We start from the raw sequence: 18535 nt of genomic DNA, 5'->3' as shown, positions 1-18535 counted from the left end.
GCTCCTCTCAATCGTTAGTTCCGGGGATATGGGGAAGCGTCAGATAGGACGCACGGGTCCCGCCGGTCAGAATGCGACTGCTGCCCTGGAAGGTCGCGCCGCCGCGGTCGGATGCATGCTTGTGCAGGATCCGGCCCGGAATGTCGGGGAACTCGAAATCCTTGCCCATAATGGTCAACACCAATCGATAGCCCTTCGGAAAAACCATCGACGTTGGCCAGATCTCGACGTCCACTTCATAGAACTCACCCGGCACCAACGGTTCGACCCGGTCATGAGTGTGGAAGGGACGTAGCGCATTGCTCCGCTGTGGATCGAGCCTGCGATGCGACACGCGCAGCCAGCCGCGCGACACGGGAGACGCTTCGTGCGCACCATTGATGACGAGCTCCTTGCCGGCCGCATCGACCATACGCAAGACGGCAAACAGGTCCATGTCCTCCGTCGATGAAGACAGCCAGAGATGGGCCGTGATGAAGCCGGTAAATTCGGTATCGACTGCGAAGGGTGCTGTCGTGAAGCTCACCCCGTCTCCCATGGCGTCGAAGATCGCGCTGCACTCCTCTGCGGGACAATCGGTGGAGAGCATGCCCGACGCGACGTCGAGGTAGTGGCGTGTGGGTTGCGTCTCCGGCAGCGGGAACGACGCCGCTGTGCGCACCCGATCGCCTCGAGGATCGCGCACAACGAGCCGCACTTCAGGCTCGTTCTGCCAGCCGTTCTGCTCATCGCGCAGAAAATGATTGAAGAAGCGCTTCTGCATGGCGACGTATTCGGGAAGATAGAACCCCTCCCAGTGCTTGCCGACGTGCAGGGAGAGCCACTTCTGCTGCGAACCCGTTCCGAGAAAACCCTCGATGTTTCCGCGCAGATGCATGCCGGGACCGCCCCAATTGCCGGCCGACAGCACCGGCACCTCGATACGATCGAGCACCGGCGTTCGTTCGCGCCACCAGGCGCTATCCAGCGAGTGCCGCAGGATATCGGCGACGTAGTCAGTGCGATTGGCGATGAGTTCCTGCTCACTCAATGCTTCTTCGCCGGTGACACGCTTGCCGGTTTCCCGTTCCCGATGCGGTGAGGCGCCATTGCCGTGCTGCACGGCGAGACATTGCTTCGGCCACCAGTAATTAGCGAAACCGCTGCTCAGGATGCCGCCGTGATGCGTGCTGTCGCGGTAGTAGTCGGTATAACCCTCCCAAGGGCAGATCGCTGCCAGATGAGGTGGTCTCAGCGTCGCGACGCGCCACTGCGTCACGGCGTAGTAGGAAATACCCAGCAAGCCGATTTTGCCGTTCGACCAGGGTTGCCGGGCCGCCCATTCGATGGCGTCGTAGTAGTCCACGATCTCGCGCGGCGAGCGAGGATCCAGGTAGCCGGGCGACTTGCCGCTGCCCCTCGAATCGATCTGGATGATCACAAAACCATCAGGAACCCACCGTTCAGGATCGGCCGTTTCCCAGCGAAGATATTTGCCCGTGGAGCCGTTGCTGCAAAGGTCCGGATACACGCTGACTAGCTGATCCCATTGCGTCTTGAAGCCGTCCTCGAAATGGAGATCCTTGCCGTATACGCCCTGCGCCATGATCACAGGAAAGTTGCCTTCTGCGTCCGGACGGAATACGTTCGCACGCAGAACGAGCCCATCGCTTACGGGAATCGGAACGTCCTGTTCGAAGATCATGCCGTAGGAGTTTTTATGATCCAGCTCGCTTCGTTCCAATCCTGTTTCTTCAGTCATCCTCATCCTTATCTCCACTTCTTTGCACTGGACCGATGCCTTCATCGGTCGCTGTTCTGAACAGCCCGGAACACGTAGCCCATCCAGACCGTGGACGACACCGGTCGCCCATGCTTTCGTGCAATATATTCCCCATAATGGGAATATGTCAAGACGGTACTCGCTCCTTCGCTGGCTGTCCTCCCTCACGGAACAACAGCCTCGACGGCGAAGAGAAATCCGGCTTCCATGGAAGCCTTAGGATTTCAGTTGAAAAATTCCTTATTTTAGGAATAAACTGACGGCAGCACGATCCGCTAACAACAGAACTGGAGAACTTGGAATGTCTGATCGACCCGTTTTACTTGGGATCTCGGGAAGTCTGCGTAAGGCCTCGCACTGCACGGCGATCCTGAAGAACATCGTCGATGCCGCTGAGAGCCGCGCGACGCTCGAATTTTTTCCCCTCGACGCTGTGCCCTTGTACAACCAGGATCTCGATAACGAATCGCCTCCCGAGTCGGTGACTGCCCTGCGGCAGGCAATCGAACGCGCGGCAGGTCTGGTGATCGTCACGCCGGAATACAACTACGGCATGTCCGGTGTTCTGAAGAACGCGCTGGACTGGGCGTCCAGACCCTACGGAAAATCAAAGCTGAAGGGGAAAGCCGTGCTGACGCTCTCGGCATCGCCGGCCTTTACGGGAGGGGTGAGAGCGCAGGCGCAACTCAACGAAGCGCTGCTCTCGAACGCTGCTTTACTCGTATTGCGTCCGCAGATTGTCATCGGCATGGTGCATGAAAAAATACGGGACGGTCGGGTTGTCGATCAGGAGACCGCAAGATTTATTGCCGAAGGATTGAACGATCTGCTCCGCGATATCGCCAGCAAAGCAACAGTCGCTGATCAGGAAGCCTGAACCATGGCAACCGGGATAACCCCGGCAGAGTCGTCGTCTCAATCGACGCAACGGAGATAACATGAAACTTCTGTCTTACGAGTTCGAAGGTGCTTCCCGTCTAGGGGCGCTCGTCGATGATGGTGTCGTCGACATCGGCAGGCGGCTGGGTGTGAACAGCCTGCGCCACCTGCTCGAAGCCGGGAAACTCGGCGCGGCGACTGAACTCGTTGGAGCACAGCCCGACCACGTCCTGGGCGACGTGGCCTTCCTGCCGCTCATCCCGGACCCGGCCCATTTTTATTGCGTTGGCGTCAACTATGCGGATCATTTGAAGGAGGTCCAGGATGCCGGCATCGTACGCCCGAAACCGAAGCACCCGTCGCTGTTTCCCCGCTTTCCGGAATCGCTGGTCGCGCATGACCGGCCTCTGCAAATACCGAAGGTATCGGACGAATTCGACTACGAAGCAGAACTGGCTGTGGTCATTGGAAACGGCGGGCGCTATATCGATGAAGCCGACGCGTTGAATCATGTCGCCGGATATACCTGCTTCAACGACGGCAGCGTGCGCGACTGGCAATATCATTCGAGCCAGGTGACCTCGGGCAAGAATTTCTGGCAAACCGGTGGGCTTGGTCCGTGGCTTGTCACGGCAGACGAGATCCCCGATCCGGGTTGCCTCGACATCAAGCTTTTGCTCAATGGCAAGACGCTTCAGGACAGCAATACCCGCCACCTGATCTTCAATGTCGCGCAAATCATTGCTTATGCTTCGGCACTCATCCCGTTGAAACCAGGCGACGTCATTGCCACCGGTACACCATCGGGTGTGGGTTTCTCCCGCACGCCGCCGATTTTTATGAAAGCCGGCGACATCTGCGAGGTCCAGATCGAGAAAATCGGTACCTTGCGGAATACGGTCGAGAAGGCAGTCGGCTAATCCGTTCGCCGCGCAGGCTGCCTGGCGGCAGGCGCGGCAGTGCGTGCTTCCCTGCGGCAGCGCACACTTCGGCGTCGTTCGCATCGCGCGCAAGCGGCGCCAGAGTTCCAGCTTTATGTAATAGCCACCCTGCGCCGCACTCACTACTATCAAAGGATATTGAACAACGCTGACGGTGCCCCCGCGACGCCCATCCAGCTTCGCGATCCCGAACATCCGGACCGACACAATCCTTTGAGCCGGCATGAACCAAGACGCCCTCCCTCGCCAAGGCCCCATAGACGAAGTGGACACCGTCTCATTGGCAGCCTCACTGCTATTCACGCACGGGCAGACCACGGAAAGGACGGTCGTCGCGGCGCAGCAGTTCGGGCGCACCCTTGGCGTACCGGTCAGGGTGTTGCCACACTGGGACGAACTCGTGGTCGAGCTTGACCACACCTCCTTCTCGGAAATTGTCCCGGCCGCGCCGCTAGGCGTCGACATGGGCAAGGTACTCGCCGTCCAGACAATCGTGCATCAGGTGTGCGACGGCGCCATGTCGACCACAGACGCCCGCCCGGCGCTCGTAGCGGCAGAGCGCATGCCACCCGTCGCGGTACTCCGCTTTGCTCTCTTCGCGGCCATCGGCGCTGCGTCGCTCGGCGTGATCTACGGCGTGTACGATGCGGCGAGCCTGGCGCTGATCGCCCTGAGCGCCGGCGCGGGGGCCCTGATCCGTCGCTGGCAGGCAAAGCTTGGCAGCGACCCTTTCCTCGAACCGCTGACCGCGGCCACGCTCGCCGGCGTGATCGGCGCCCTCGCGGGTCGCTTCCACCTGTCAGACGCGCAATCGCTCGTCGCGTTTTGCCCCTGCATGGTGCTGGTTCCCGGCCCGCATATCCTCAATGGTGCGATCGATCTTGCACGCACCCGGATCACCCTGGGTGTCGCGCGGCTGACCTATGCCGGTCTCATCGTGCTGATGATCTGTACGGGCCTGCTGATCGGAACCGCCGCCAGTGGCGGCGCGCTTCAGGCCGGGATGTCCGCGGCCGCGCCCGCGCCCTTCGCGGCCGATGTCCTCGCCGCAGGATGCGCGGTCGCGAGCTTCGGGACTTTCTTTTCGATGCCGTGGCGCCTGCTGCCGCTGCCAATCGCCGTCGGCATGCTGGCGCACGCCGCGCGCTGGGCGCTCGTCTCGATCCTGAGCGCCAACGCTGCGATAGCGGCGTTTTTCGCCTGCCTTCTGGTGGGCCTGATCGTCGCGCCGCTGGTCGATCGCCTGCGCCTGCCGTTCGCCGCCGTCGGCTTCTCCGCGGTCGTCTCGATGATGCCGGGCTTCTACCTGTTCCGTGCCGCAAGCACGCTGCTTGAGTTGGTCGCCATCGGACCGCGTGCGTCGGCCGACCTTGTCCCGGCCCTCGTTGCGAACGGCGCCACGGCGTTCCTGATTATCCTGGCGATGACCGTGGGACTGGTTCTGCCTCGCATGCTGTATGCGCGGTTCGCGACGGCGCGCTCGGCGTTTTGAAGGACCTTCAGACCCAAACCACGGCGAATGCTTGTTGCCTGATCCGAAAAGTAGGCAGCTTCCGGGCGACAACCATGCGACTGTCCCTTTCGCTCGGAGCAACAACCGTCACGAAGTTCTCGCACAACCTACGGTAGTCTGTCGGGAATGGTTCAGCAGCGGCGGGTCTGCGCATCGACTCCGCCAGTACGACAACGGTTATCGACACTTGATGGAGGGTACTTACTGTGGCTACGAACAATGGCGGTACGCTGTATGTCCTGCAGGCACGTCCACCGGCAATCATCGCTCTGTCGCCGGACGGTTCACACGAGGTCGTTCTCGCGAACCTCACGCGCACGCCCGACGGCATCAAGGTCGATGCTGAAAGCCAGATGGTCTACTGGACCAACATGGGAACCGGCATCCATCTGGTCGACGGCGATCCGGCTTCAGGCGCCGTTCCCCCGAACGACGGCACGATAGAAAGCGCGAAGCTCGACGGAACCGGGCATCGGGTGCTGGTACCTTCCGGTAAGGCCGGAACGCCCAAGGAAATCGTGCTGGATAAGGAAGGTGGTCACCTGTACTGGTGCGATCGCGAAGGCATGCGGGTCATGCGCGCGCGGCTGGACGGCACGGAGGTCACGGAACTCGTCCGCACCGGAAACTTCCCGGACGATACGCACGACGCGAAGCGCCATTGCGTAGGCATCGTCCTGGATAAGGCAAACGGGCATGTCTACTGGACACAAAAGGGCGCGCCGGATGCCGGCGAGGGCCGCATCTTCAGGGCGGGCCTTGAGCTGCCGCCTGGCGCGACACCCGATCGGCGCCCGGATATCGAATGTTTGCTGGCCGATCTGCCCGAGCCCATCGATCTCGATATCGATCAGCGCGACACCATGCTTTACTGGACGGATCGTGGCGACGATACGCATGACGGCAATACCCTGAATCGCGCAAGAATCACGGCGTCCGGACTGGTTGATCGCCAGGTGCTCGCCCGCGAGCTGAAAGAAGGGATTGGCGTGTCTCTCGACTCCCGCGGGCGCCGCGCATTCGTGACCGATTTGGGCGGCAATGTGCGCGAGTTGGATATCGATATGAACGAGGAGGCGCATTTCACCACCGTTGCTCATCTGGGCGTGCTGACCGGTATCGACTACGCGGAAGACATCTGAGTCGGATCCCGCAGAACCGCCCGGCTCAACGCGCCTGACGGGTCGGCCTGAACAGGATTTCGTTCAGGCCGGCATCGCCCGGTTGGCCCATCGCGAAGACCACCACGCGGGCGAACGACTCCGCGGGCATTGTCACCCACTGTAGCCACCTACGGCACACCGATAAAGTGGCTACCTAAAAATAGACAAGATCGGTCATTTAATAACACCAGTCGAGCGCCTAATCTTCACTCATCGGCCCACGAAGTGGGTCCAACCCCAAGGAGTGAATCATGGAACAACGTCTCGACTTCTATAAAGCCAACCCCGCTGCCATCAAGGCGATGCTCGGCGTCGAAGAACGCATCGGCAAATCGGCCCTCGAAAAATCGCTCACCGAACTGGTCCGTCTGCGCGCCTCGCAAATCAACGGCTGCGCGTTCTGCGTCGACATGCACACCACCGACGCCCGCAAAGGCGGCGAATCCGAACGGCGTCTGGCCACCGTCGTGGTGTGGCGTGAAACGCCCTTCTTCACCGACCGCGAACGCGCGGCGCTCGAATGGACCGAAGCGCTCACGCTGGTGTCGCAAGAACACGTACCCGACGCCGTGTGGCAAGCCGTTCGCCCGCACTTCAGCGACGAGGAACTGGTCGACCTGACGCTGCTCGTGTCCGCCATCAACGCGTGGAACCGTTTTTCGATCGCGTTTCGCAAGATCCCGGCCTAAGCGCGCCGCCGCCCTATCCCAGCGCCCCCTTTCTGCATAACCCGGAAGGAAACAAGTCATGAAAATCATGCACGTCGACGCGAGCGCCAAACGCGAGCGATCCAACTCGCGCGCGTTGAGCCAACATTTTCTGGAGCGCCTGTGTGAAGAAGGTCTGGACATCGAGGTCGACTACCTCGACGTCACAGTCGATACGCCGCTGCATGTGAACGAAGCATTCGCCATCGCGACCTACACGCCGTCGCATGAGCGCACGCCTGCCATGAAAGCACGGCGAAGCCGGAGCCAGCCTCAGCATTGGAACAGGACAGCGATGTCCTGGCACTCAGCCAGGAGTAGCCGCATGAAAATTCGTACGCTGACGGCGACAGTAGCGCTCGCCGGCCTTTCCCTCGCGGGCATCTCGCCAACCGTATTCGCCGCGGATACGGCCGCAGTGCGCGAGACGATTACGCCAGCGTTCACTGAGGCGATCGCCAACGTGCCGGGCAAAACGATGACGGCGCTTGTCGTCGACTACCCACCGGGCGGCAAGTCGCTACCGCATCGGCATGGGCAGGCGTTTGTGGTCGGCTACGTGCTGTCAGGTGCGATCCGCAGCCGTATCAACAATGGCGAGGAGCACGTGTTTCATGCGGGCGAATCCTGGACCGAGAAGCCCGGCGCGCATCACACGGTCAGCGAAAACGCGAGCGATACCGAACCCGCGAAGCTGCTGGCCATTTTTGTGGCGGACACAAAGGATAAAAAGCTGGTGACGTTCGACAAGCAATAAACGCGTAACGTGAGCTGCAGCCGCGCCCGCCTAGAACTTCGGATGACACTCAAAATTCACTGACGACGCGTGCGCGGTCATCATCTCGACGCCGCTCACCGTTTCAGTCGTGACACTGCTCTGCATGCCGCGACGCTCGCAGTAGTCGCGCGCCTCGCTTATCGCGTGTTCATGCGCACGAGCCCAGGCCATCTTCCCGCCGGTCGCGCTCGCCGCTACCGTGTAAGTGCCGGGTTTGTCGGTCGTGACGACATCGGTCGTCGATGCGCAGCCCACGAGGCTCGCGCACGCGACCACTGCAGCGATGAGCGCCCGCCCCCGGTTCGACAACAAGCTTCCGCTCTGCGGCATTTCGGACGCTCGCTCCTGATCGAGCACGGAATCTGACATATGGTTGAACATATTCGCCCACATTTTTTAACCATTTTTCCAATCTCGAAATTATGCGCAATCAGGCGCGTCAGATCAGCCTCGTCACCCGAAAACACTGTTGCACACGCCTGAACAATCGCCCGTAGTCCACGCCAGGAAGGGACTCCGCAAGTCCACGGCATAACGGATCAACATCGCGTCCCCGCGGGCCCAAACCCTGTTTTTGCGCCTCTTCCGTTTCATGCAATTTCTGCACTCTCTTCATACGAACAATGCACTGGCTTTATTCCGCCAGTTGACCGAAATTAGCACGGTCATTCCATTTTGTGGCGCGCAGGATTCGGGTCGCAGAACCCTACCCGCGATAACCCCGCAGCAAGACTGTGCAATCGAGTCCGCAACAGGCGGATATAAAAAGAGGAGACATGCATGCGTTTTATCAACCACGGCGTTTGCGGAGCCACGCTGATTCTTGCCGCTAGTGGCGCCGCGGCCGCCGAGTCGAGCGTGACCTTGTACGGTGTTGTCGACGCGAACATCCAGTATCTGGACAACGGTGGCGTCCATTCTTATGCCGAAAAGAGCGGCGGCTCGACGGGCTCCCTGTTCGGCCTGAAGGGCACTGAAGACCTGGGCGGCGGCCTGAAGGCGCAGTTCAACGTCGAAACCGGCTTTAACGTGAACAACGGCGGCTTGTTCGCCGACACCTCGGCGCTCTTCTATCGTCAGGCATGGGTCGGCCTGAGCCACGACCAATACGGTTCGTTGACCATGGGACGGCAGTACGAACCGAGTTTCCGGGTCATCTATCCATCCGATCCGTTTCGCGCGAACGAAGTGTTGTCGCCGTTCTCGGCCAACGTCCTCGCAGTCGACCGCAACACGCTGTCAACGCAATACGATTCCGGCCGCGCCAGCAATTCGATCATGTATCAATCGCCGGATATGAAAGGCCTGAAGTTGTACGGCATGTATGCGTTCTCCGCCACGGTGAGCCAGCCTATACCGGCCACGACCGGCAACATGCTGAACGTCGCGGCCACTTACTCGGGCTACGGGTTCTACGCGGGTCTTGCCTATGTGAACCAGCACCCGGGCCAGGAAACCATCGCCGGCCTGCCCACCTCGCTGAGCCTGCTGGGCACCGAGCACTTCATCGGCGCGCTCGCCTACCGGATCGGCATCGTGAACTTACAGTTCAACTATTCTTACAACCGCGCGCAGGACCCGGCGCCTGGGTCGCTGGCCGCGCACCTGGGCACCGGCCATTCGCTGAGCATTGCGGAGCTGGGCGCAACAATTCAGGCAACCCCGGCCGATACGATCACGATTGCCGGCGTTCAGCGCAGCGTGCGCGGCGCGCATGACAATACGTCGAGCATCGAAGTGGGCGCCGACCATTCGATCTCCCAACGTACGAGTTTCTACATGCGGGCGGGCTACATGAAGAACAACGGCACCGCGACGGTGAGCTGGCCGGGCGTGACCGTGACCGCCCCCGGGACCAAGCAGATTCTTGCAACGGTGGGTATGACGCATCGGTTCTAAGGCGAAACGCTGCCGCCGGGTGACGCAAGAGCCTCGCCTGGCGGCAGGTGCTCCCGAAGGCAAAACACTTTCGGAATCGCGCTCCACCGACTAGTCTGTATGCACATCAAGCAAACAGACCGGACGCTGAACCGGAGGAGACGTCGATGGATCTCGAAGCACGCACCATAACCCGCGTGACGGTTCGGCTCGTACCGTTCCTGATCGTCTGCTATTTCATTGCCTATCTCGACCGGGTCAACGTCGGTTTTGCTGCACTGCAGATGAACAAGGCGCTCGGCCTGTCTGCCAGCGCGTTCGGCTTCGGCGCCGGCATTTTCTTCATCGCGTATTTTTTCTTCGAAGTCCCGTCCAATCTTCTGCTCGAGAAATTCGGTGCGCGACGCTGGATCGCCCGGATCATGTTCACGTGGGGGATCCTTGCCGGCGCGATGGCCTATATCCCGGACATCGCACGCTTCACCGGCCTCTCGCCCGCGCACGTGTTTTATGGCTTGCGCATTCTGCTGGGCGTGGCCGAAGCGGGCTTCTTCCCCGGCATCATCTTTCTGCTGACGCTATGGTTTCCCGCCGCCTATCGCGCCCGCGTGGTCGGCTATTTCATGGCGGCGATTCCTTTGTCCACGGTAATCGGCGGCCCGATTTCCGGCGCCCTGCTCTCGATGGATGGACGCGGTGGACTAGCCGGCTGGCAGTGGGTCTATCTGATCGAGGCGCTGCCCGCGCTGGTGCTCTCGTTCTGCGTGCTGTTCTATTTGACCGACAAACCGGCGGACGCCACCTGGCTTGCCAATGACGAACGCGACTGGCTGGTCGCCCGTCAGGCTCAGGAACGCGAGCATCGTGAGGCCGTGCGCACGTTCAGCGTGAAGGAAGCGCTGTTCAATCCGCGCGTGCTCGCCGTCGCGCTCATCTATTTCGGTGCGAACGCAACCAACTACGGCCTCAGTTTCTTTCTGCCGCAGATCGTCAAGTCCTTCGGTCTCACCAACCTGCAGACCGGTTTCGTGACGTCCTTGCCTTACATCGTCGGCGTGGTCAGCATGATCTATTGGGGACGGCATTCGGACCGCAAGCTCGAACGCAAATGGCACGTGGCGATTGCGTTGCTGGTCGCGGCCGGCGGCATTGCGGCGGCGGCCGGGCTCGACAATCCGGTGCAGAAGATGATCGCGTTGTCGATTGCCGGCTTCGGCATCTTCGGCTGCCTGCCCGTGATCTGGACCTTGCCGGCCGCGTTCCTCTCGGGCGCGGCGGCGGCGGGCGGTATCGCCGCGGTCAATTCTCTCGGCAATCTGGCGGGATTTTTCGGCCCGTACGCGATGGGCTGGATCAAGGACAGCACCGGCGGCTTTGGCGCCGGTCTGCTGTGTCTGTCGGGCGCGGGACTCGTCGGCGTGGCCGCCGTGCTTCTGCTGCATCACGACACATCGCTCGAGGCGTCGTGCAGTCTTCCGGACTCCGGCGCGGCAGGCAGGGAGAAAGTTGCCAGACCGTCCTAGCTGCGTCTGCGAAGCGCCGATTTGGCTACGCGGCCCGGCTTGGTCGAACCTCAGGGCGAGGCACTCCCCGGCGCGCTGGCCGGCGCGCTCGGAAGCGAGTTTGCCGCGCCGCCTGCGTCCGGCGGCAGCACGTCGTCCGGCGTGGGCGTCGGCGCCAAAGCCGGCTCACCGTTGCCATGCACCTCACCGTCGACCGCCCTGTTTGCAGGCGCAACCGCTGACGCCGGTGCTTGAAGGAGGGGCGGCTGTGGCGGCAGCGTGCGCGGTTCGACATCAGCGGCAGTTGCAGAAGACGCCGCGACCGCCGATGCAGCGGACGTCGGCGCCGTGGCAACAGCAGGCGCATGGCGCGTCGTATTGCGCGTGACAACCGGCGCCCCCGTCTTCGCGGGCGACGCTGCAAACAGATGCTGGAACCACTCGCGCAGTCTGCCTGAGCGTTCCGCAAACCAGCCCGGCTCTTCGTCGGTCGCGAACTTGACGCGACTATCCACCAGCTTCGAGCGTTGCGCGCGCTGGAAGAAGTCGCCGACGATCGGCAATGCGCTGTGCGCCCCCTGGCCCCAATAGTCGCTGCGCAAGGTCACCCGGCTGTCGTTGAAGCCGACCCACGCCCCGGCCACAAGCTGCGGTTGAATCAGGATGAACCAGCCGTCCGCGTTGCCCTGCGTCGTGCCCGTCTTACCCGCCACATCGCCACGCACGCCGAAGCGGCTGCGAATGCTCGAACCCGTGCCGCGGCTCACCACATCGCGCATCACATCGACGAGCGTACGCGCGGCGCCGGCCGGCAACTCCTGTTTCGGCGATGCCGGCTCGAACTCGGCGAGCACTTCGCCGTTACGGTCTTCGATGCGCGTGACCATCACCGGCTCCACGTAACCGCCGAGGTTGGCGATCGTGCCGTAGGCTGAGACCATCTCTTTCAGTGTCACCGGGCTCGTGCCGAGCGCGAGCGACGGCACCGGGTCGAGTTCGCTGTCGCGCACGCCCATGGCGCGCGCCAGCTTCGCGACCTTGTTCGGACCGACCGTTTCCATCAACTGGGCGGTGATCCGGTTGCGGGAATAAGCGAGGCCGTCGCGCAGGCTGATTGCCCGGTCGCTCGGCTCGTCTTCGTCGCTCGGACGCCAGACTTCGCCGCCGGCCAGCGGAATCTCAACGGGCTTGTCGATAAACGTATCGCTGGGTTTGGCGCCGTCTTCGAAAGCCGCCGCGTAGACAAATGGCTTGAAGGTCGAACCGGGCTGGCGCCGCGCCTGCTGGACGTGGTCGAACGGGTCCTGGCTGAAGTCGCGGCTGCCGACCCATGCCTTGATCTGGCCGTTGCGCGGGTCCATGGCGAGGAAGTCCGCCTGCACGCGGGTCTTGGACTCGCACACGCTCTTCACCAGGTCGCGGTCGGCCGAGACACGCTTCATCGCGTCGTCATCCGACAGGCCCGCGTCTGTTGCGGCACGATAGTCCGGCGTTTCGCGCAGGAAAGTCTGCAGCAGGTCGCGGCCGTTCGCACAACCTGCGCGCGTGCCCCACGCCGAATTCGCGATGCCCTGCAACTGGTTGCCCTGCAAAGTCACGGCCTGAGTGGCCATGGTCTGCAAGCGTGAATCGATGGTGGTGCGCACCACCAGGCCATCGGAATAGATGTTGTAGTCGTTGCGATCGGCCCATGCCGCGAGCCATTTGCGCAGTTGCTGTGCGAAGTGCGGCGCGGGTCCGGGCGGCTCGGTTTGCCGCTCGAAATCGATGCGCAAAGGGCGGCGCGAAAGCGTTGCATAGGCCGCGGGCGTGAGCTTGCCGTACTTGACCATTTGCGCCAGCACCGTGTTGCGCCGTTGTAAGGCGCGTTCCGGGTTGAGCACCGGGTTGTAATAGCTATTGCCCTTGAGCATGCCGGTAAGCGTCGCGCTTTCGAGCACGTTCAGGTCGCCGGCCGATTTGTCGAAATAGGTTCGCGCCGCCATCTCGATGCCGTACGCGTTGTAGAGGAACGGCACCGTGTTGAGGTAGGTCTCGAGGATCTCGTCCTTCGTGTAGAGCGCCTCGATCTTGAAGGCCGTAATCGCCTCCTTGATCTTGCGGGTCAGCGTGGGCGCGCGGCCGATCTCGTCGGGATAAAGGTTGCGGGCGAGTTGCTGGGTAATCGTCGAACCACCCTGCCGGTCGCCAGAAAACGTGTGCAGCGCGGCGGACGCCGTGCGGCGCCAATCGAGCCCGAAATGCTGGTAGAAGCGGTGGTCTTCCGTGGCGATCAGCGCATTCACCACATTCGGCGAGATGTCCTTGAGCTTCACCCACTCGCGGTTCGAGGGCTTGAATTCGGCCAGCAATTTGCCGTCCGCCGAGAGAATCTGCGCCGGCTGCTCGATTTTCGCCTTGCGGATGTCGCCGATGCTGGGCGTGAACGGAATCAGGATCAGCACATATAGAACCAGCAGCACCGGGCTCGCGGCACAGGCCCATGCCACGCCGCGCAGCGTGGGATGGCGCAGATGCCAGAGGCCCCGCACGATGGGCTGGTTCGCCCGGGTTAGCCCTTTTTCAAGGGTCTGTAAGAATGAGGTGATCAGGCGCTTCACACTTGCTACCGTCTGCTGGGAAAGGCTGAATCCTACCAAGATGCGGGGCGATGGCCGATTTTTGCGCTGCAAATGGACAAACCCAGGCGCCGCACACAGGCAGAAACCCAAGCCCACTATAATGTCGGCAATTCTGACAAGAGGTGCTTCATGATCATCAAACCGCGCGTGCGTGGCTTCATCTGTGTATCGACCCATCCGGTTGGCTGCGAAGCCAACGTCAAAGAACAGATCGAATACGTCAAGGCACGCGGCCCCATCGCCAATGGCCCGAAGAAAGTGCTCGTGATCGGCGCCTCCACGGGCTACGGCCTCGCCGCTCGCATCAGCGCCGCATTCGGCTCGGACGCGGCCACGCTCGGCGTGTTCTTCGAGCGCGCCGGCAGCGAAACCAAGGCCGGCACCGCAGGCTGGTACAACACCGCCGCCTTCGAGAAATTCGCCACGGAAAAAGGCCTGTACGCGACCAGCATCAACGGCGACGCTTTCTCCGACGAAGTCAAGCAACGCACCATCGAAGTCATCAAGCGCGATCTCGGTCAGGTCGACCTGGTTGTCTACAGTCTCGCCGCGCCCAAGCGCACGCATCCGAAAACCGGCGAAGTGTTCACCTCGACCCTGAAGCCGATCGGCAAGGCCGTCAACCTGCGCGGCATCGACACCGACAAGGAAGTCATCAAGGAAACCGTCCTCGAACCCGCTACTCAAGCCGAAATCGACAATACGGTCGCGGTGATGGGCGGCGAAGACTGGCAGATGTGGATCGACGCCCTCCTCGAGGCCAACGTGCTCGCCGACGGCGCGAAGACGACCGCGTTCACCTACCTCGGCGAAAAGATCACGCACGATATCTACTGGAACGGCTCGATCGGCGCGGCCAAGAAAGATCTCGATGAGAAGGTGCTCGGCATCCGCGAGAAACTCGCGGCCAAGGGCGGCGATGCGCGCGTTTCGGTTCTCAAGGCGGTCGTGACGCAGGCGAGCTCCGCGATCCCGATGATGCCGCTGTACCTGTCGCTGCTCTTCAAGGTGATGAAGGCGAAAGGCACGCACGAAGGCTGCATCGAGCAGGTCTACGGGCTATACAAGGACAGCATGTACGGCACGACGCCGCACATCGATGAGGAAGGCCGTCTGCGCGCGGACTACAAGGAGCTCGATCCCGAAGTGCAAGCGCGCGTTCAGGAACTCTGGACCCAGGTGACCAACGACAATATTTACGAGCTCACCGACTTCAGCGGCTACAAGACCGACTTCCTGCGTCTGTTCGGATTCGAGATCGCGGGCGTGGACTATGAAGCCGACGTTAATCCGGACGTGCAGATTCCTGGGCTTGTGCAGATGTGATGTTTGCCTGCGGGGTCTTTACGACCCCGCAAGCAGTGCGTTTTCTGTATGAGCAGTAGACGCGTTCAAGATGGCGTCGTAGCCAAACTCATCCGGCGTATCAGCAGGGAAACGCCCCCTGAAGCGTGCGCAGAATGGCGAGCCCGATCGGAAAGTCGTCCGAGATGCTCGGATGGTTGGTAAAAAACTGATCGAGCAGCGGGTAGACGTTCTGATTGCCGATAGCAAGGTTTTGCGGCGGGCAGAACAGCGGCGGACGCTTCTTCGACACCAGGTCCCCGTTCGCCCACCCCAGCGCATTGATCGTGCCGGTGATGTACGCCGCGTAGACCGAGTTGTTGTCGGTATGAGCCCAGAGCTTGTATTGCGCGGCCGTCATCTCGGCGCTTGCGTTGAGAGTAAAACAGGCCGTCAGCAAAGCCAGTGCAAATTTCGATACCCGCATCTTTAAACCTTCAATCTGTGTCGCAAAAGCGGCCATTGTAGGCGACTCGGATCGTGGCGCGCAGAAGCACTCGGCACTTAGGTTTTTGTAAGTACTGCGCAGGCTTTTTTGTAAGCGTCGCGCGCGAATTGACCCCGTGATGCCAGGGCCGCCGCCATTACCTGAGAACGAACTGCTCACGGTGTGCCGTTGCGGCAGTACTCCAGATAGCCAGGACGCGTGGCAAGACGCTCCATGTAAGCCGTCAGCGCAGGAAAATCGGCATGCTGCAATGGCGTCTCAAGCCAACGGTTGATCGAAAGCGCGATCGGAATGTCCGCAAGCGAGAACGCCGAACCAGCGATGAAGCCGCCGGTCGTTCCCAGTTGCCTGTCGACGATTGCAATATGCCGCGCCCAGTTCGCACACGACAGATCAATCTGCTGACGGTCCTGGTGAGCCGGCGAGTGCCGGACCAGCGCAAGAAACGCGTAGCTCCACGCCCGGTTCAGCTCGCTCGCCTGCCAGTCGATCCATTGATCGCACCTGGCGCGCTCGCAAGGATCGCTCGGATACAGAAACTCGCCGTCATAGCGGCCGGCCAGGTAACGGATGATCGAGTTGGATTCCCACAGCACAAACTCACCGTCCTTGATCACCGGAACCATGGCATTAGGATTCAAAGCGACAAATTCGGGCACATCAGTCGCCTTGAATCCGGAACCCCAGTCCTCCCGTTCAAACGGCAGGCCGAGTTCGGCACACGTCCACAGTACTTTGCGCACGTTGATGGATGAAGCTTTGCCTAGTATCTGAAGCATAGGATCGGGGCCGCTCGTTCAGTCGCTATGGATAAATTCACCGGGAATCCGGCTCGAATCGTAGCGTATCGATAGCGCGATAAAGCGGACATAGACACTTTGCACGTTGTGCGCTGGGCCAGCTTGCGTCACGACAGAGGGTCAGTTAAACCGACTCAAAACCCGTCAGCACATTCACTGCGTTGACCCCGATCGCCGCGACCGCGTAGCCACCTTCCATCACGAACAAGGTCGCTTTCCCCAATCGTCCGATCGCCTCGCCAATGCGCAGATAGTCAGCGCTGCGCAGCTTGAACTGCGAAATCGGGTCTTCCTCGAAAGTATCGACACCGAGCGACACCACCAGCGCATCCGGCGCGTAATCAGCAACACGCGCACAAGCCGCGTCGAGCGCCACCGCATAGTCCGCCCATGCCGTACCCGGTTGCAGCGGGAAGTTCGCGTTGTAGCCGAGACCCGCGCCCGCGCCGGTTTCGTCGGCGTGCCCGAGAAAGAATGGATACTCGGTGCGCGGATCGCCATGCAGCGAAGCGAACAAGACGTCCGGGCGATGATAGAAAATGCTCTGCGTGCCGTTGCCGTGGTGATAGTCGACATCGAGAACCGCCACGCGTTTTGCGCCCGCGTCGAGGAATGATTGCGCCGCCACCGCCGCGTTGTTGATGTAGCAGTAACCGCCCATATAGTCCGCCGCGGCATGATGCCCAGGCGGCCGGCACAACGAGAACGCACCGCGCGCGCCTTCCCTCACGTGGCGCGCCCCCGTCAGCGCGACATCCACCGCATCGCTCACGGCAGCCCATGTGCCCGCGGTGATCGGCACACCCGCATCCATCGAGTAATAACCGAGCTTACCGTCGATATCTTCCGGCACGCGGTCCTGGCGCAAGCCACGTACCGGCCAGATGAGCGGCAGCGCGTCGTGCTTGCGGCCGAGCGCACTCCATTGGTCCCATGCGCTGGCAAGAAACGCAATGAAGCCCTTGTCGTGAATACGGTGCACGGGATCGAGTCCGAACGATGCGGGCGCAATCACGTCGCCGAGCTTCGTTTCTCGCACCCGCTCCAGGATGAAATCCGCACGGCTCGGCATCTCGAAGCAAGGCTTCATTTCGCCGTCGATCAATTCGGCATGGCCATGGTGCAGCCGGTGCCGATCGCTATACACAGTCAACATGCAATGTCTCCTCAGGATGCTTGTTGCTCGACTCCGTCGCTTAATACGTCGCTTGATGCGCTGAGGCCGGCCACGTTCGTGGATACGACACTCAAACTCCCCCTTCCTGGGTACGGTGCTCGCCATCGCTTGTCGCGAGGATGCCGTAGCAGGCCGGACGCCGGTCGCGAAACACGCCCCACGCATGACGAGCCGCGGCGACCACATCCAGATCGAAACGATGCAGCAGGATCGCGGGCTCGTCGCGCCCAGCTTTCTGCACCTGCTCGCCGTACTGATCGGCGATAAACGACGAGCCGTAATAGCGCTGCGGAAAGTCGCGGCCCTGCTCGCGGCCGGTGCGGTTCGCGGCAATCAGCGGCACGAGGTTCGCGCCTGCGTGGCCCTGCATCACGCGTTGCCAGTGCGCGCTGCTGTCGAGGGCGGCGTCTTGCGGTTCGCTGCCGATCGCAGTCGGATAGAACAGCAGTTCAGCGCCGAGAAGCGCCATCGCGCGAGCCGTTTCCGGAAACCACTGATCCCAGCAGATGCCGACGCCGAGCCTGCCGTAACGCGTCGGCCAGACGCGAAAACCCGTGTCGCCAGGCGTGAAGTAGTACTTCTCGCTGTAGCCTGGGCCGTCGGGGATATGGGTTTTGCGGTAGCGGCCGAGCACGCTGCCATCGGCGTCGATCATCGCCACCGTGTTGTAGAAGACATTGCCGGCCCGCTCGAAGAAGCAGATCGGCAGGACCACGTTCAACTCGGCCGCGACGCGGCTAAAGCGCGTGATGGCGGGATGGCCATCGAAAGGAAGCGCATGGCGGAAGTGCTTTGAATCCTGTTCGGTGCAGAAGTACGGCAGCTCAAAAAGTTCGGGCAGCAGAATCACCTGCGCGCCCTGCGCCGCCGCTTCGCGCACCAGGCGCTCGGCTTGCGCGAGATTCGCCTCGCGATCCCACCCCGGCACGGCCAACTGGATTGCCGCCACGCTGACTGCTCGCATCTCGCGTCTCCTCTATGTTCGTCTGGGAAAATTCTGCCCGAGGAACGCGGGTGGGCGA

At 61.6% G+C, this 18535-nt stretch carries 17 protein-coding genes; 9 read left to right on the top strand and 8 right to left on the bottom strand.

Going from position 1 to position 18535, the window contains the following annotated elements; genetic code table 11:
• Window positions 1–7: 7 nt before the first annotated feature.
• Complete coding sequence (locus M0D66_RS10505; RefSeq protein ID WP_266210711.1) at window positions 8–1741, bottom strand: CocE/NonD family hydrolase; 1734 nt, start codon at window positions 1739–1741, stop codon at window positions 8–10.
• 322 nt (window positions 1742–2063) lie between these two features.
• Here M0D66_RS10505 and M0D66_RS10500 point away from each other — a divergent pair, with 322 nt between their 5' ends.
• From M0D66_RS10500 to M0D66_RS10485, 4 genes are all read left to right on the top strand, one after another.
• The gene (locus M0D66_RS10500) at window positions 2064–2639 is read left to right on the top strand and encodes an NADPH-dependent FMN reductase (protein ID WP_266210710.1); all 576 of its coding nucleotides are present in this window, start codon (window positions 2064–2066) and stop codon (window positions 2637–2639) included.
• 61 nt (window positions 2640–2700) lie between these two features.
• A complete protein-coding gene (locus M0D66_RS10495; RefSeq protein ID WP_266210709.1) occupies window positions 2701–3561 on the top strand; it encodes a fumarylacetoacetate hydrolase family protein in 861 nt (286 codons plus the stop codon).
• A gap of 244 nt (window positions 3562–3805) precedes the next feature.
• Window positions 3806–5074 (top strand): threonine/serine exporter ThrE family protein, encoded by a 1269-nt coding sequence (locus M0D66_RS10490; RefSeq protein ID WP_093633694.1) that lies wholly within the window; start codon window positions 3806–3808, stop codon window positions 5072–5074.
• 227 nt (window positions 5075–5301) lie between these two features.
• Entirely contained in the window at window positions 5302–6237 is a 936-nt protein-coding gene (locus tag M0D66_RS10485) for a hypothetical protein (RefSeq protein WP_266210708.1), read from the top strand.
• A gap of 25 nt (window positions 6238–6262) precedes the next feature.
• Here the strand turns inward: M0D66_RS10485 and M0D66_RS10480 are convergent, their stop codons facing one another.
• Window positions 6263–6367 (bottom strand): alcohol dehydrogenase, encoded by a 105-nt coding sequence (locus tag M0D66_RS10480; protein WP_211701845.1) that lies wholly within the window; start codon window positions 6365–6367, stop codon window positions 6263–6265.
• Between the two features lie 142 nt (window positions 6368–6509).
• Between M0D66_RS10480 and M0D66_RS10475 the strand changes: the two genes are divergently transcribed.
• Window positions 6510–6947, top strand: a complete 438-nt coding sequence (locus tag M0D66_RS10475; protein ID WP_093633696.1) for a carboxymuconolactone decarboxylase family protein — start codon at window positions 6510–6512, stop codon at window positions 6945–6947.
• Window positions 6948–7290: 343 nt separating this feature from the next.
• A complete protein-coding gene (locus M0D66_RS10465; protein WP_266210769.1) occupies window positions 7291–7722 on the top strand; it encodes a cupin domain-containing protein in 432 nt (143 codons plus the stop codon).
• Window positions 7723–7752: 30 nt separating this feature from the next.
• Here the strand turns inward: M0D66_RS10465 and M0D66_RS10460 are convergent, their stop codons facing one another.
• Complete coding sequence (locus M0D66_RS10460) at window positions 7753–8073, bottom strand: hypothetical protein (protein ID WP_244179322.1); 321 nt, start codon at window positions 8071–8073, stop codon at window positions 7753–7755.
• Between the two features lie 450 nt (window positions 8074–8523).
• Here M0D66_RS10460 and M0D66_RS10455 point away from each other — a divergent pair, with 450 nt between their 5' ends.
• Together M0D66_RS10455 and M0D66_RS10450 are read left to right on the top strand one after the other, a co-directional pair.
• Window positions 8524–9642 (top strand): porin, encoded by a 1119-nt coding sequence (locus M0D66_RS10455; RefSeq protein WP_266210707.1) that lies wholly within the window; start codon window positions 8524–8526, stop codon window positions 9640–9642.
• A 146-nt stretch (window positions 9643–9788) separates the two neighbouring features.
• Window positions 9789–11144 (top strand): MFS transporter, encoded by a 1356-nt coding sequence (locus M0D66_RS10450; RefSeq protein WP_266210706.1) that lies wholly within the window; start codon window positions 9789–9791, stop codon window positions 11142–11144.
• A 50-nt stretch (window positions 11145–11194) separates the two neighbouring features.
• Here the strand turns inward: M0D66_RS10450 and M0D66_RS10445 are convergent, their stop codons facing one another.
• Entirely contained in the window at window positions 11195–13723 is a 2529-nt protein-coding gene (locus tag M0D66_RS10445) for a penicillin-binding protein 1A (RefSeq protein WP_266210705.1), read from the bottom strand.
• A gap of 150 nt (window positions 13724–13873) precedes the next feature.
• Between M0D66_RS10445 and fabV the strand changes: the two genes are divergently transcribed.
• The gene (fabV, locus tag M0D66_RS10440) at window positions 13874–15070 is read left to right on the top strand and encodes an enoyl-ACP reductase FabV (protein WP_266210704.1); all 1197 of its coding nucleotides are present in this window, start codon (window positions 13874–13876) and stop codon (window positions 15068–15070) included.
• A gap of 100 nt (window positions 15071–15170) precedes the next feature.
• On the opposite strand, the gene M0D66_RS10435 is transcribed toward fabV, so the two are convergent.
• The 4 genes from M0D66_RS10435 to aguB form a co-directional block, all read right to left on the bottom strand.
• On the bottom strand, window positions 15171–15551 hold the full coding sequence (locus tag M0D66_RS10435) for a hypothetical protein (RefSeq protein ID WP_234475165.1): 381 nt from the start codon (window positions 15549–15551) through the stop codon (window positions 15171–15173).
• A gap of 140 nt (window positions 15552–15691) precedes the next feature.
• Window positions 15692–16315 carry a glutathione S-transferase family protein gene (locus M0D66_RS10430; RefSeq protein WP_093633702.1) on the bottom strand — a complete coding sequence of 208 codons (624 nt, stop codon included), beginning with the start codon at window positions 16313–16315 and terminating at the stop codon, window positions 15692–15694.
• Between the two features lie 145 nt (window positions 16316–16460).
• Complete coding sequence (locus M0D66_RS10425; RefSeq protein WP_200619444.1) at window positions 16461–17492, bottom strand: histone deacetylase family protein; 1032 nt, start codon at window positions 17490–17492, stop codon at window positions 16461–16463.
• Between the two features lie 91 nt (window positions 17493–17583).
• Window positions 17584–18477 carry an N-carbamoylputrescine amidase gene (gene aguB / locus M0D66_RS10420; protein WP_266210703.1) on the bottom strand — a complete coding sequence of 298 codons (894 nt, stop codon included), beginning with the start codon at window positions 18475–18477 and terminating at the stop codon, window positions 17584–17586.
• Between the last annotated feature and the right edge of the window lie 58 nt (window positions 18478–18535).

Source organism: Paraburkholderia sp. SECH2, assembly GCF_030464795.1.
GTDB classification, from domain to species: Bacteria; Pseudomonadota; Gammaproteobacteria; order Burkholderiales; family Burkholderiaceae; genus Paraburkholderia; species Paraburkholderia aspalathi.
The sequence above is the reverse complement of the archived record's forward strand: the minus strand, read 5'-3'. Positions and strand labels throughout refer to the sequence as shown.